Origin of the sequence: Kribbella sp. CCNWLW201 (genome assembly GCF_037203805.1) — a bacterium.
Classification (GTDB): Bacteria; Actinomycetota; Actinomycetes; order Propionibacteriales; family Kribbellaceae; genus Kribbella.
The window spans coordinates 1-13,709 of sequence record NZ_JBBCBQ010000020.1; the positions used below are offsets into that span (position 1 = coordinate 1).

General features: G+C 68.6%; 12 protein-coding genes. 3 read left to right on the forward strand and 9 right to left on the reverse strand.

The annotated features are described in order from the left end of the window. Positions 1 to 252: 252 nt before the first annotated feature. Positions 253 to 1,101 carry an ATP-grasp domain-containing protein gene (locus V9K99_RS42195; protein WP_337012476.1) on the forward strand — a complete coding sequence of 283 codons (849 nt, stop codon included), beginning with the start codon at positions 253 to 255 and terminating at the stop codon, positions 1,099 to 1,101. Here the strand turns inward: V9K99_RS42195 and V9K99_RS42200 are convergent. Continuing rightward, positions 1,098 to 1,358, reverse strand: coding sequence for a WhiB family transcriptional regulator (locus V9K99_RS42200; protein WP_337012478.1), 261 nt, complete (start codon positions 1,356 to 1,358; stop codon positions 1,098 to 1,100). The two genes, V9K99_RS42195 and V9K99_RS42200, sit on opposite strands and share 4 nt — an antisense overlap. A gap of 95 nt (positions 1,359 to 1,453) precedes the next feature. Between V9K99_RS42200 and V9K99_RS42205 the strand changes: the two genes are divergently transcribed. After that, on the forward strand, positions 1,454 to 2,383 hold the full coding sequence (locus tag V9K99_RS42205) for a threonine/serine dehydratase (protein ID WP_337012480.1): 930 nt from the start codon (positions 1,454 to 1,456) through the stop codon (positions 2,381 to 2,383). On the opposite strand, the gene V9K99_RS42210 is transcribed toward V9K99_RS42205, so the two are convergent. From V9K99_RS42210 to V9K99_RS42230, 5 genes are all read right to left on the reverse strand, one after another. Next, positions 2,380 to 3,831 carry a glycosyltransferase family 87 protein gene (locus V9K99_RS42210; RefSeq protein WP_337012557.1) on the reverse strand — a complete coding sequence of 484 codons (1,452 nt, stop codon included), beginning with the start codon at positions 3,829 to 3,831 and terminating at the stop codon, positions 2,380 to 2,382. The two genes, V9K99_RS42205 and V9K99_RS42210, sit on opposite strands and share 4 nt — an antisense overlap. A gap of 6 nt (positions 3,832 to 3,837) precedes the next feature. Then, positions 3,838 to 4,644 (reverse strand): alpha/beta fold hydrolase, encoded by an 807-nt coding sequence (locus V9K99_RS42215; protein ID WP_337012482.1) that lies wholly within the window; start codon positions 4,642 to 4,644, stop codon positions 3,838 to 3,840. A 39-nt stretch (positions 4,645 to 4,683) separates the two neighbouring features. Beyond that, complete coding sequence (locus V9K99_RS42220) at positions 4,684 to 7,341, reverse strand: ATP-binding protein (RefSeq protein ID WP_337012484.1); 2,658 nt, start codon at positions 7,339 to 7,341, stop codon at positions 4,684 to 4,686. Positions 7,342 to 7,497: 156 nt separating this feature from the next. Beyond that, positions 7,498 to 7,629 (reverse strand): hypothetical protein, encoded by a 132-nt coding sequence (locus V9K99_RS42225; RefSeq protein WP_337012486.1) that lies wholly within the window; start codon positions 7,627 to 7,629, stop codon positions 7,498 to 7,500. Positions 7,630 to 7,690: 61 nt separating this feature from the next. Beyond that, a complete protein-coding gene (locus tag V9K99_RS42230; protein WP_337012488.1) occupies positions 7,691 to 8,704 on the reverse strand; it encodes a LacI family DNA-binding transcriptional regulator in 1,014 nt (337 codons plus the stop codon). Positions 8,705 to 8,812: 108 nt separating this feature from the next. On the opposite strand from V9K99_RS42230, the gene V9K99_RS42235 reads away from it, so the two are divergent. After that, positions 8,813 to 9,520 (forward strand): ABC transporter ATP-binding protein, encoded by a 708-nt coding sequence (locus V9K99_RS42235; protein ID WP_337012490.1) that lies wholly within the window; start codon positions 8,813 to 8,815, stop codon positions 9,518 to 9,520. Here V9K99_RS42235 and V9K99_RS42240 read toward each other — a convergent pair. The 3 genes from V9K99_RS42240 to V9K99_RS42250 all read right to left on the reverse strand — a co-directional run bounded on the left by V9K99_RS42240 (position 9,507) and on the right by V9K99_RS42250 (position 13,696). Then, positions 9,507 to 12,068: a YfhO family protein gene (locus V9K99_RS42240; RefSeq protein ID WP_337012492.1), complete on the reverse strand. Its 2,562-nt coding sequence runs from the start codon at positions 12,066 to 12,068 to the stop codon at positions 9,507 to 9,509. The two genes, V9K99_RS42235 and V9K99_RS42240, sit on opposite strands and share 14 nt — an antisense overlap. Further along, positions 12,061 to 13,044 (reverse strand): glycosyltransferase, encoded by a 984-nt coding sequence (locus V9K99_RS42245; protein WP_337012494.1) that lies wholly within the window; start codon positions 13,042 to 13,044, stop codon positions 12,061 to 12,063. The genes V9K99_RS42240 and V9K99_RS42245 overlap by 8 nt, the downstream gene beginning before the upstream one ends. Positions 13,045 to 13,195: 151 nt before the next feature. Then, positions 13,196 to 13,696 carry a MarR family winged helix-turn-helix transcriptional regulator gene (locus V9K99_RS42250; RefSeq protein WP_337012496.1) on the reverse strand — a complete coding sequence of 167 codons (501 nt, stop codon included), beginning with the start codon at positions 13,694 to 13,696 and terminating at the stop codon, positions 13,196 to 13,198. Positions 13,697 to 13,709 lie beyond the last annotated feature (13 nt).

The window sequence follows — 13,709 nt, forward strand, 5'->3', positions numbered from 1 at the left end:
ACGACGACCGACGGCTTCCACTGCTGCCACACCTCGACCGCCGCGACACCGTCGGCGACCACGCGGGCGTCGTACCCCGCCTTGGTCAGGTATGCCGAAACCACGTTCGAAACAGTCGGGTCGTCGTCCACCACGAGCACACGAGTAGCCACAGCACGAGCGTAGATCCTCCAGCCCGCTAACTGTGCGTCACGACCCGAGCGCCCTAAAGCAGTTTGACTCGCCACCAACTGCCCGCCAACACTGAGCGGCGTGACGAAACGCATCGCCCTCGCGACCTCGGCCGCCCATCCCGAGTTGCACGAGCACGACTTCCCCCTCGTCGACGCACTCCGCGCCACCGGTCTGGACCCGGTCGCCGAGGTGTGGACCGACCCGTCCGTCGACTGGTCGGCGTACGACGCCGTCCTGCTGCGCTCGGTCTGGGACTACCACGTCCGGTACGGCGAGTTCACCGAATGGCTCAGCCTGGTCGACAAAGCCGGCGTACCAGTGTTCAACGACAGCGGCCTGGTCCGGTGGAACGGCGACAAGCGGTACCTGGTCGAGCTGCGCGAGCGCGGGGTTGCGATCGTGCCGTCGCAGATCGCGGCCGGCGCGTGCCTGCGCGAGGTGGTCGCCGGGCTCGACGGCCAGGAGATCGTCATCAAGCCCACGGTGAGCGCCTCCGCCCGTCACACCGTCCGCGGCGTGGCCGGGTCCGACGAGCTGAGCCGGGCGATGGACGACCTCCCGGACACGGTGTACCTGGTCCAGCCGTTCGTGTCCGAGATCGTGACCGAGGGCGAGTGGTCGCTCATGTTCATCGACGGCGAGTTCACCCACGCCGTCGTCAAGCGCCCGGCAGCTGGTGACTACCGGGTCCAGATGATGTTCGGTGGCGAAGCGACCGTCACCGAGCCGACTCCGGCCGTGCTCGAGCGCGCTCAGGCAGCCCTGGCCGAGGCCGGTCGCGCGCCCCTGTATGCCCGCGTCGACGGCGTGGTCGTCAACGGCCGCTTCCTGTTGATGGAGCTGGAGCTCATCGAGCCCTACCTGTTCCTCCCGGAGTTCCCGGAAGCCAACGAGAAGCTCGCAGCCGCGGTCGCCAAGCGCCTCTAGCCTGCCGCCTTCTCCGGGTGGCCGCGGCGGCGGCCGTAGAGAAGGGTCTCGCCGGCGGCGGTTCCTGTGAACCTGGTCCGGCGGGCCCACTCGCGGCACTCCGCCAGCACCGGGCACTCGGTCAGGCAGAGCTGGCGGGCCTTGCGCTGCTCCCAGGGCGTCGCCGTCTCGTCGTAGGCAGGGGCCTGACCGATACAGGCGGCCCGGCTCATCCAGCGGTCGGCGGGATCAACGATCACTGTCAGGGTCGGCCTCATGACGGAAACGCTAGGCCTGGATTCGACCGGTCTGGACCGCGTCTCGCTATACGAGAGTATGTCTATCCAGTTAGTAGACAAATAGAGTCGGAACCATGCCGACGCTCGAGGACATCCAGCAGGCCGCCGACCAGCTCGAAGGCCGCATCCACCGGACTCCGATCCTGACCTCGAGCGCCCTGGACGAACGCTTCGGGAGCACGATCCTGCTCAAGGCCGAGCTGTTCCAGAAGACCGGCAGTTTCAAGGTCCGCGGCCTGCTCACCAAGTTGCTCCGGCTCAGCGCCGAGGAGCGCGACCGCGGTGTCGTCACCGTCTCGGCCGGGAACGCGGCCGGCGCCCTCGCCTGGGCCGCCCGGAACGCCGGCGTACCGGCCACGGTGGTGATGGCGACGACCGCCGTACCGGCGAAGATCGACGCGGCCCGCGGGTATGGCGCCACCGTCGAACTCGTGGAAGGTGACCTGATCGCGCAGTACGAGCGGATCCGGGACGAGCGGAAGCTGACCGGCGTCCACCCGTTCGACGACGAGGACGTGATCACCGGGCATGGCAGCCTCGGCCTGGAGCTCCTCGTGGAACGGCCGGACATCGACACGGTCCTGGTCCCGGTGGGCGGTGGCGGACTCATCTCCGGCGTCGCCCTGGCCGTGAAGCTCGTCAAGCCCGAGATCCGGGTGATCGGCATCGAGCCCGAACAGGCCGACGTCGTCAGCCGCAGCCTCGCGGCGGGCGCACCGCAGAAGCTGCCGACCGCCCGATCCATCGCCGACGGCCTGGCCGCGCCGGTCTGCGGCACGCGCAACTTCCCGCTCATCCAGCAGTACGTCGACCACGTCGTACGCGTGAGTGAAGAGTCGCTCCTGGAAGCGACCCGCCTGGTGATGTCCCGCACCAAGCTCGCCCTCGAACCAGCTGCGGCCGCACCCTTCGCCGCCCTGCTCGAAGGCAGCATCGAACTCACAGGCACGACCGCCTCCGTCGTCAGCGGCGGCAACCTCGACGTCTCGAAGCTCAACCTCTAAGCGGGCGCCAGTGCACGGGCGTCGGATTTGACCCCGTCGCTCGGATCGTCGACCACGTCACCCTGGCGCACCGGATCGTTCTCCGGCAGCAGGATGTCGCGCGACACCACCAGCATCAGCCAGAGCGTCCCGGCCATCCGCAGGATCACCGACAGCCAGTAGATCCGGTCCGGCTGTTCCGGATTCCCGGGCGCCAGGAACTGGGCCAGATGCATCCACACCAGCATCCAGTAGAAGCACTCGCACGCTTGCCAGATCAGCCAGTCCCGCAACCGCGGCCGGGCCAATGCCACCAGCGGCAGCAGCCACAGCACGTACTGCGGTGAGTAGACCTTGTTGATCAGCAGGAACGCAGCCACGACGAGGAACGCGAGCTGCGCGAATCTGGGCGGCCGTGGCGCCATCAGGCCGAGAATCGCGATCGACAGGCACAGCCCGGCGAAGATCACGATGTTGAGCTGGTTGACGTCCGCGACCTCGTGTTTGGCCAGCTTCAGCACGTACCAGATCGAGCCGTAGTCGCTCTCCCGCTGGTCGTTGAACGTCCAGAACGACATCCACTCGTTCTTCGCCAGCAGGTAGATCGGCGCGTTCACCAGGCCCCACGCGACGATCGCGGCGACCGTGGCCTGGAACCACGGCCAGAGCTTCCGGCCCCGGATGCACACGATCAGCAGCGGCCCGAGCAACAGGAACGGGTAGAACTTGGCCGCCGTACCCAGCCCGAGCAGGATGCCGAACCAGATCGGCCGGCCCCGCGACCAGGCGAACATCGCACCGGCCGTCAATGCCACTGCGAACAGGTCCCAGTTGATCGTCGACGTCAGCGCGAGCACTGGCGCGGCGGCGACGTACAGCGCGTCCAGCGGCTGCCCACGCGCCGCGCCCGGACGTTTCTCGACACCACGCGCGGTAGCGACGGTCAGACCGACGATGACCAGCGCGCACAGGAAAAGCATCACCACGTTGACCAGGAAGAAGACGCCCGCGGTGTCGCGCTTCTCCTCGACGGTCAGGTCCTTCTTCGGGTCGCCGGTGATCACCCAGGTGATCCGGGCCGCGGCCTCCATGAACCCGCCGGTCAGCACCGGGTACTCGAGCACCGGGTAGTTGCCCGTGTCGAGGAACGGCCGGTTGCCCTCGGCGAACCCGCGCTCCTGGTACAGGAATCCGACGTCGGAGTAGCACAGCGCCTTGAACGGCCGCCAACTCTGCCGGTCCCAGCCGGCCTCCATACACGGCGCCTTCTGCAGTACGCCGAGCGCGAACGTGACCGTGCACACCGCCAGCGCGATCCGCAGCGGCGTCCACCAGGACGAGCTCAGCCGGGCGAACCGCCCAGTGGGCCCACCGAGCCCCACCGTCAGGCCGGCGACGGACGGGTCGGCCTCCGACGGGGTCAGCCGGTCCTGCGCGTCCTGGCTACGTGGTCCGGTCACGGGGGGCATCATCTCCTATCCGCTCGACCGACGACCACCGCAGGTTACCAACGCGGCGGCGCGGTCCGGATCCTCCCACCAGAACAGATGCCCGGCGCCGTCGAACAGTTCGACTTTCGCGGCCGGTATCAGCTCGGCCAACCGGTGCGCGTTCAGCACCGGAATGCTCGCGTCCGCCGTCCCGTGCAGGATCAGCGCCGGTACGGCGACCTCCTGCAGCCGACCCGACGTGTCGTGGGACTGCGCCGCCTCCCACTGCATCAGTACGACGGGCACCGGCACCTTCACCGCGAGTGCCCGGCGACGATAGATCTCCATCGCCCCCGGAACCCGGGCCGCGTACCGAGAGGACAGGTTCGCCTCGAACGTCGTCCGCAGCCCGTGCTCCACGTCCCGGGTCGCGATCGCGTCCACCATCCGCCGCGACGTCTCCGAAATCACGCCGCCCGCTCCCCCGGCCCAGGTACACCCCAGCGCGACGGACCTGACCTTCGACGGATGACGCAGTACCAGCTCCTGGGCGACCATCCCGCCGAGCGAGATCCCGAAGACGTGCGCGTCGGTCCATCCCACCGACGCGATCACCGCCGCCGCGTCGTCGGCCAGGTCCGCCACGGTGAACGGCTCGTCCACCCGATCGCCGCGTCCGACCCCCCGATGGTCGTACGCGACGATCTCGAACCGCTCCGCCAGCAACCCCAGGAACTTCTCGCCCCACAGCTCGTGATGCCCGGCCATCCCCTGGATCAGCAACAGCGGCGCACCCCGCCCGCGCCGGACGTGATCCAGCCGGCGTCCGCCGGCCCCGGTCACGAATTCCATGCTCTGAGGCTGCCGACAGCCGCTTGCAGCCGGCTTGCATCAGTCCGCGAGCAGCGCGACCATCGCGTTCCAGGACAGCTCGACCTCAGCCGGTACGACGCCCAGCGCCTCCTCGACCCACGGCTCACCGGGCAGATACAGCCCAGGCGTCCGCAACCCGAGCCGATCCGCATGAACCTGTACGGCGGCCAGCAGCCGAGCCGCATCGTCGAGCGGCCGCCCGACCCGGGCCAGCGCCAACGCACCGATCCGCAACGCGTTCAGCGCATACGGGTAGTCCTCGTGATGCAGGAACCGCGTGAGCGCGACCCGCAATGCGGCAAGGGCTCGCTCACCGGAATCCGGCGCCAATTTGGGGTGCACGAGGTAGAGCTCGCCGACGACCAGGTTCGCCCACCCGTTGTTCCAGCCGCGACTGGTCCGCTGCAGCTCGTCGGCGTACCGCAGCATGCTCTCGGCGTCCTGCGCGGCCTTCAGCAGCGCGACGGTCCGCACCGACTGCGCGGCCGGGACCATCACATCCAGGCCGTGCCTCTCGCAGTACTCGAGCAGCTGGCCGGTGACCCGCGTAGTCAGCTCGGGTTGGCCGGTGACGGCACATCCGACGGCGATGAAGAACAGGGTCTCCGCGTAGTCACGAGGTACGACGTCCTGCGGGATCTCCGGGAGGAGATCGACCACGACCTGCACGAGGTCCGCCGTACCAGGTAGATCGCCGGAGAAGTAGGTGAGTGCGGTCAAGGAGTTGAGAGCGCGAGCGCGGTCGAGCGCCGACGCGGCGGGGGCAGCGTCGAGGGCGGCTTGGAGCATCTGCATCGCTTCGCGGTGGTGGACGCCGCGATAGAGGTAGACGCCGAGTTCGACCGCGGTGCGGAGCGCCGCGCTCGGGTCGTTGACGAGGTCGTGGGCGAAGCCGGCGCGGAGGTTCGGCAGCTCGCGGCTCATCATCCGGATGAAGGATCCGGCCTGGAAGCCGCGGACGGAGACGGCGCAGCGCTCGGCCAGTAGGTGGACCCACTTGGCCTGTAGTGCGCGGGTCTCGGCGGGGTCCGGGTCGAGGTTGCGGCAGTACGCGCGGATGCTCTCCAGGAGGAGGTATCGGGTCGGCTCGGTGCTGGTGTCGGCGATGACGACCGAGCGGGTCACCAATGCGGACAGGGATTCCAGCACCGCGGGACGACTGCCCGGCCAGATCGTCTCGGCGGCCTCGAGCGTGAACCCGCCCTCGAAGGCCCAGAGCTTGAGCAGCAGCGCGCGATCTGCCGGATCGAGCAGGTCGACACTCCAGCCGATCGCGGCCTCGAGTGTGTCGTGCCTGCCGAGCGAACCACGCGGCACGGACCCGAGCAGCGCGAACCGGTCGTCCAGCCGGTCCGCGATCTCCCCCAACCCGAGCACCCGTGCCCGCGCCGCCGCCAACTCGATTGCCAACGGCAACCCATCCAGCGCGGCCGCAACCCGCTCCGCCGCCTGCAGCTCACCTGACGACGGATCCCAACCGGGCCGAACCGCACGCACACGATCAACCAGCAACTCGACCGCTGACGCCGATCCCAATGGTTCGACCGGAATGGTGATCTCGCCGTCCACACCGAGCGGTTCACGACTGGTCGCCAGGATGCGCAGACCCGGGCAGCTTTGCGTCAGCTCGGCGGCCAGCGAGGCCGCTGCGTCGATAACGTGCTCACAGTTGTCCAGCACCAGCAAGGCCGGCGCAGCACCGATCGCATCCACGATGCTCTCATTCATCACCAGCCCGATCGCATCCGCGACCGCCGCAGCCACCCCCGAACCATCCGGTACGTCGGCCAGCCGCGCAACCCACGGATCAACCTGCACCGACGACAGGAACTCCACCATCAGCCGCGTCTTCCCGACGCCCGCAGGCCCAACCAGATTCACCAGCCGATGCTCGCCGAGCCGCTGCCGCAAAGCCTCGATCTCGGCGTCCCGCCCCAGGAATGACGTGAGCGGGCACCGAATGGGCACGGGCCGTACGACGCGTGGTGGCCCGGCTCGCTGTAGTCGCGGATCATGCGCGAGCACCTGACGCTCCAGCTCCCGCAACTCAGGACCCGGATCGACCCCGAGCTGATCGGCCAGCAACTCGCGGACCTTCCGCAAGGTCGCCAGCGCATCTCCTTGCCGATCGCAACGATAGAGACCGAGGACGAGCAACGCCCAGCGGTGCTCCCGTAGCGGTTGTTCACGCACCAGCTGCTCCAGCTGCACGACCGCCTCGGCCGCGTCATCACTGCCGAGTCGCGCCTCGGCCAGACCTTCGAGCGCGACCTCGCGCAGTTCGTTCAGCCGCCCGCGCTCGGCATCGGCCGCGATCTCCGGATAGGGCTCACCACGCCACAACCCGAGCGCCTCGGTCAGTTGTGACCGGGCCGACTCCGGCCTGTCCGCGGCCAGTTGGGCCCGTGCCGCCTCGATCAAAGTGGCAAAGCGCCGTACGTCGATCTCGTCGGCGTGCAGGAAGTAGCCGGCCGGCGTACGGCCCAGCCGGTCCCGGTACGACGGGCCGAGCGCGGAACGGATCCGGGAGACGTACGCCTGCATCGCCGCGGCCGCCTTCGCCGGCGGCTGGTCGTCCCACATCGCCTGCGCGAGCCGGTCGTCGGACACCGCCATCCCGTCGGCCAGCGCCAACGCGGCCACCAACCGCCGCGGCAGCGCCCCGCCAACCTCCACCGGGACACCGTCGACTGTTACCCCGACGGGCCCCAGAACCCGGCACTCCAGCACGGCCCAACCATACGCATCCGGTACCGAAGAACGGGTGGTATCCGCCTCAATCCCGGTTCTCCCCCGGATGCCATGCGGAAGCGGGCCAGGCTCCGGCGGCTACTACCCGTCCTTCGGTACGCGCCGTTCGAGCGCGGCCAGGCGGGCGGCCTCGAGCTCCTCCAGCGCCACCTCTCGGAGCTCGGTCAACCGGGCCTTCACCGGTGCCGCGGAAACCCGACCTTGGGAACTCACCAACCATGAATCCGCCCCCGAAATGGTCGGTGGCTTCTCAAGGTGGCACCGATCAGGCAATTCACCTGCGAGGTGGTCCGGAGCTCTGGCGGGTCTGGAGTTTTGGGGTGGAGTAGAGGTGGGCGGCCGGCTCGGCGCCCTCGAGGAGGTCGAAGAGGCGGGTCGCGACTTCGGCGCCGTACCCGACGACGTCGTGGCTCATCGCGGTCAGGGTCGGGTGGGTGATCCGGCAGAGGGCCGAGTCGTCCCAGGCGATCAGCGTCACCTCGTCCGGACAGCGCACGCCGAGGTTGCCGAGTGTCGACAGGCCGGCGACCGCCATCAGGTCGTTGTCGTAGATGATCGCGGTCGGCGGCGTCGCGGACGACATCAACTGCCGGGTCGCGCTCGCGCCCTGATCACCGGAGAAGTCGGTGTGCACGACCTCCGCGGTCAGGCCGGTACGACGGGTGGCCGCGGCGAACGCCTGGTCGCGAATCCAGACATGCCCGTGGTCGGGCGGACCGGCGACCCGGGCGACGTGCCGGTGACCGAGCTCCGCGACATGGTCGACCGCTTCACCCATGGCCGTCGTACTGTCCGTCCAGACGCAGGTCAGTCCCTCGGACAGGGACGGGTCGCCGACCAGGACGGTCGGCAGGCCGAGCTCCTTCAGCAACGGAATGCGCGGGTCGTCGGCCTTGATGTCGACCACGACCACCCCGTCGACGCGTTTTTCCCTGGACCATTTCCGGTACGCCGCGAGTTCTTCCTCCGACCCCGGGACGGTCCGCAGCGCCAGCGCGTACGACCGCTCGCTCAGGACTCCTTCGAGTCCGCCGACGAAGGCCATGTAGAACGGCTCTTCACTGAGCGTCTGGGCCGGCCGGGCCAGGATCAGCCCGAACGTCTCGCTGCGCGCGACCGACAGCTGCCGGGCCACCGGATTCGGCACCCACTCGAGCTCCTCGGCGACCTTCAGCACCCGGGCCCGTGTCTCCTCCGACACCCCGGGCTGGCCGTTCAGCGCGTACGAGACGGCCCCCTTCGACACCCCTGCCCGCCGGGCGATCTCCCGGATCGTCACCCGTGCCATCCGTACCTCCCTCAGGTCACGTTCCCGAAACTTACCGGACTTTTGGTCTTGTCGTCACTGAACCGGTCCAGTACTGTCCCGTTCACTGAACTGAACCGGTCCAGTCAAATGATTTCCGTCCGTCCGCCCACCCCATTCTTTTTCCACCGGAGGACCGCGTCATGCCCAAGCACCGCGCGCCGCGGCAGCGGGAAGTCGACCATCGCCAAGTTGCTGCTGCAGCTGGAACGTCCCACCTCGGGTCAGATCCTGCTGGACGGTTCGCCGGTACGACGCTCGCGCGAGTATCGCCGTACGGTGCAAATGGTCTTTCAAGATCCCTTTGCGTCGTTGAATCCCTATCACTCGATCGAGCATCACCTGGCCCGGCCGTTGCAGCTCCACGGGAAGGGGAAGGACGGCGTACGCGAGCTGTTGGAGCGGGCTCAGCTGACGCCGGCCGAGGTGATGGCCAAGCGGCGGCCGCACGAGTTGTCCGGCGGTCAGCGGCAGCGGGTCGCGATCGCTCGGGCGCTGGCTCCCGGACCGGGCATCCTGATCGCCGACGAGCCGGTGTCGATGCTGGACGTGTCGATCCGGCTCGGCGTCCTCAACCTGCTGTCGGACCTGCAGCGCGAGGAGAACCTGGGCGTCCTCTACATCACGCACGATCTCGCCACCGCCCGGCACTTCTCCGACGAGATCATGGTCATGCACCGCGGCCAGATCGTCGAACGCGGCCCGTCCGACCAGGTCATCCTCGACCCGCAACACGACTACACGAAGCTGCTCCTCCAGGCCTCCCCCAACCCGGAGAAGCACTTCAGCCGGTCGTGAGTTTCCTGCGGCGCAACAGGACGAGCACTCCTGCCACCCCGACCAGGGTGATCAGGGCGGCCGCTCCCACGGCCAGGCCGGCGCGAGCACCCGCCGGCCGGTAGTCGCAGGACACCTTGGTCGCCTTGTCGTCCACCCGCACCGCCATCACGCCCGCGACCTCGGCCGGCCTACGGGCCGGACCGTCGTCGATCGCGCACCGCCATCCCGGAATCCGCAGCACACCAAGGGCCACGGTTCCCGCGGTTCCCGGGTTGAGCCGGACGTCGATGCTGTGACCGCCGACATCGACGCCGGCCGGACGATTCTGGTTGAGCTGGTCGATGGCCGCAGTCAGCCGATCGGGTTCCAGGCAGCCGATCGGCGCGGCCCGCAGTCGGGCCTGACCGGTCACCCGGAGCGGGACGTCGACGACACCATCGGTGCCAACGGTTCCGACCCGCAGCATCGGCGCGCCGGTGTAGACGCCCGGCCGTTTCGCGTTCGGCTTGAGCACGGATTGCCAGCCGGCGCCGGGAATCAGCACTTCACCCACGAACGACGCCGCGTCCAGCCAGATCTCCGCACCGGCTCGGCACGACGCGGTGAGCCGCACCTCGGCCGGGGTCGCGGCGTCAGGCAGCGTGACGATCAGCATTTGACCCGCACGCCGATCGGACACACTGACACCGGGACCAGCCACGGCCTTCACTTTCGGTACGGCGTAAACGTTGGTCCCGAGCGCGGTTTCCTGCCGCCCGAACGGGCCGGGGTCGGTCGAGGTCCAGGTCTTGCCCGGCCGCATCGAGACCAGCGGACCCACCGAGCGCTTCTCCAGCCGAAGCTCGCCGGACCGCGGGTCATCCCCATCCGAGACCACCCGGGCCCCGATGGCGAACACCGCGTCGACCACCGGATTCTTCGGATCGATCGTTGCCCGCCCGTAGGAGCTGTATCCGAATCCCAGTCCGAGCAGCGCCTTCGAGAGGTCGTTCGGGATGGTGCTCGAGTAGTACTCCGATCCCTGGCCGCCGATCAGCATCGGATCGTTCACCGTGGTGGTCGCGCCCGGAGACACCCGCTGCCCGGGCCAGTCGAGCGCAGACCCGACCAGCGAGCGGGCCTGGTCCTGCCGGTCTCCCCAGGGAGCAGAGGCACCCAGGATCTTCGCCCGGGCCTGATCGATGGCAGCGGCCGACACCGTGGTCTCGACCAACACAGCACCCACCAGCAACGCGGCGGCGCCACCACGAACCCACCTCGACACCGCCGGTCGCCGGTGGGCGAGAAACCACCCGAGCACTGCCACGGCGGCAACCACAGGTACGACGACGTGAGTGGTGGCTGTGACAGTGCGAACGTCGTACGCCAGGAAGTACAAGACGGCAAGGATTCCGAGCGGTGCCGCGACGGCGAGGAGGTTGCGTACGCCGGACGCGAGTGAGAGCCAGCCGGCGATCACCAGCATCCCCGCGATCACGAACGCCTGCCGGAACGGACTGCCGTTCGGTGAATCGAACCCGTGCCAGACCTCATGGGTCAGCCGGACCTGCATGCTCACCACGGTCAGCACCACCATCGCGGTCCACACGATTCGCTCCCGGGTCGCGACCGCACGGTTGAACGGGAGGCTGACCGCCAGCAGCAGCATCAGCGTGCCCACCGCGAGGCCCGGTGTGGTCCCGACGCCTTCGGATCCGGCGAGCAGGCGGGACAGGAAGTCCAGCCAGCTGATCGGCTCGAACGCCGACTTCGGACTCGGCCGCGCCGCACCCACGGCCCGGAACGTCGGCACCAGCAGCGGTGCGGACAGTCCGATCCCGATCGCGACAGCAATCGCGCAGCGCAGTCCGCCGGCGAGGCGATGCCGCCAGCTTCCGTCGTACGTCAGCAACCGCGCGACCACGACGATGGCCGCGCCGAGCGTCGCCATGTAGACCGTGTAGAAGTGCGACACCCACAGCAGCGCGACGACGAACGGTGTGACGATCATCGACGGGATCGATCGCCGCCGCAGGATCCATTCGCAGAGCAGGCAGATCACCGGGAAGGCGATCATGCCGTTCAGCCATTCGGTCATGTACGTCGCGTCGTCGATCGCCCACCCGCACAAGGCGTACGAGACCCCGGCGGCCGCGGCCAGCCAGCCCGGCCCGGGGCGGAGGAACCGAAGGTACGCCGTCATCGCGGCGGCCCCGAGCGCCATCGCGGCCGTGGCGATCACGAACAGCGCCAGGTCGATCCGGTCCCGCGGGAAGAGCAGAACCAGCCACGACAGACTCGTCCCGACGTACGCCATGAAGTCACCGAGGAACGGGACCCCGAACCCGCTGGACCAGTTGAAGAGGAGATCGCCGGACGCGTGGCCGGTCAGGAGGTCCCGCAGGTGCGCGTGCATCGGGATGAACTGCTGACCGAGATCGTTGGTGTTCCGCGGCCTGTCTCCGAACGGATACGTACCGCGGATGATTCCGCTGACCACGAAGGCAGCGGCCGCCGCCACCGCCGCGGCCGGAATCGGGTACCACCATCGCCGCCGGAACCGCGTGCGGGGCGTCGCCTCAGACAACCTGCTGGACTTCCTGTGACTCCATCGCGTCGATCTGGTGCGGCGCCGACTGCCGGAGGTACGCCAGCCGGGCCGCCTCCTGCCGGCTGCGTCCGCTGGCGTCGAGCAGGTAGCCCAACGTCAGCGTCACGATGGCGATGAGACCGATCGTCGAGGCCAGGATGGCGGTCGGGAAGCGCGGCACCAGCCCGGTGTCCAGATACTCCAGTACGACGGGCAGGCCGAGAATCAGCGACACCAGCCCGAGCGATCCGGCGATCACACCGTGGAACAGCGTGGGCCGTTCCAGCCGGGTGACGCTGAGGATCCAGTGGAGGATGCGCATTCCGTCGCGGTACGTGCGCAGCTTGCTCTCACCACCGGTCGGCCGCTCCTTGTAGCCGACCGGGATCTCCGCCACCGGGATCCGCAGGTGCAGTGAGTGGATGGTCAGCTCGGTCTCGATCTCGAACTCGCGGGACAGGGCCGGGAAGGACTTCACATACCGCCGCGAGAACGCCCGGTAGCCGCTGAGCATGTCGGTGATCTCGCGGCCGAACAGGGTCCCGGCGGCACCGGTGAGCACCCGGTTGCCGAACGTGTGCCCGGGCCGGTAGGCGGCGACATTCGAGTGCTTGCGTACGCCGACGACGTGGTCATACGGCCCGTCGAGTAGCACTCGGACCAGATCGGCCGCGCGCGAGGCGTCGTACGTGTCGTCACCGTCGATCAGCAGGTAGACGTCCGCGTCGACGTCGGCGAAGGCACGCCGTACGACGTTGCCCTTGCCCTTCCTCGACTCGTGCCGGACGATCGCGCCGGCGGCCCTGGCCACGGCGGCGGTCTCGTCGGTCGAGTTGTTGTCGTACACGTAGATGCTCGCCGACGGCAGTGCCGCCCGGAGCTCGGCGACGACCTTGCCCACCGCAACAACCTCGTTGTAGCAGGGCACGATCACCGCGATCTCGGTATCGGCGAACTCCTGCACAGTACTCATTCCCGCCCGTTTCCCCTCGGCCGATCACGACCGGCGCCCCCCAGTTGCGCGCCGCAACGACTCCACACCCCAGTGGCCGTCGCAGGTATAGATGTCGCGAGCACGCCGGAAAGTTGCATCATCGGCGAAAAAATGTCTAGACCGGTATATGTCAGGAGTTGGGAGGCTCCAGGACGCCGAGCCAGGTGGTGAGCAACTTCTCCAACTGAGCGGCCTCTTCCGGAGTCAGCGCTCCGAGAAGTCGCCGCTCGTTGGCCATGTGGGCCGTGAACGCCTGGTCGAACAGCCGACGCCCGGCCGGCGTCAGCCGAACAACGCGCCCGCGACCGTCGGCATCACTTCGCCTCCGCTCCACCAGACCGGCCTGCTCGAGCCGATCCACCCGCTTGGTCACCGCACCGGTCGTCACCATCGTGTGCAGCGCGATCTCCCCGGGCGCCCGCTCGTACGGCGCACCGGCCCGGCGCAAGGCGGCGAGTACGTCGAACTCCCCCTCGGTCAGCCCGTACTTCGCATAGAGCAGCGTCAACTCACCAGTCAGATGATTCGCAACCCGATGCAGCCGGCCGATCACTCCCTGCGGACTGGTGTCGACATCCGGCCGCTCGATCCGCCACTCCGCCTGGATCCGCGCCACGTGGTCTTCGGTCACCCGGACAGCATAT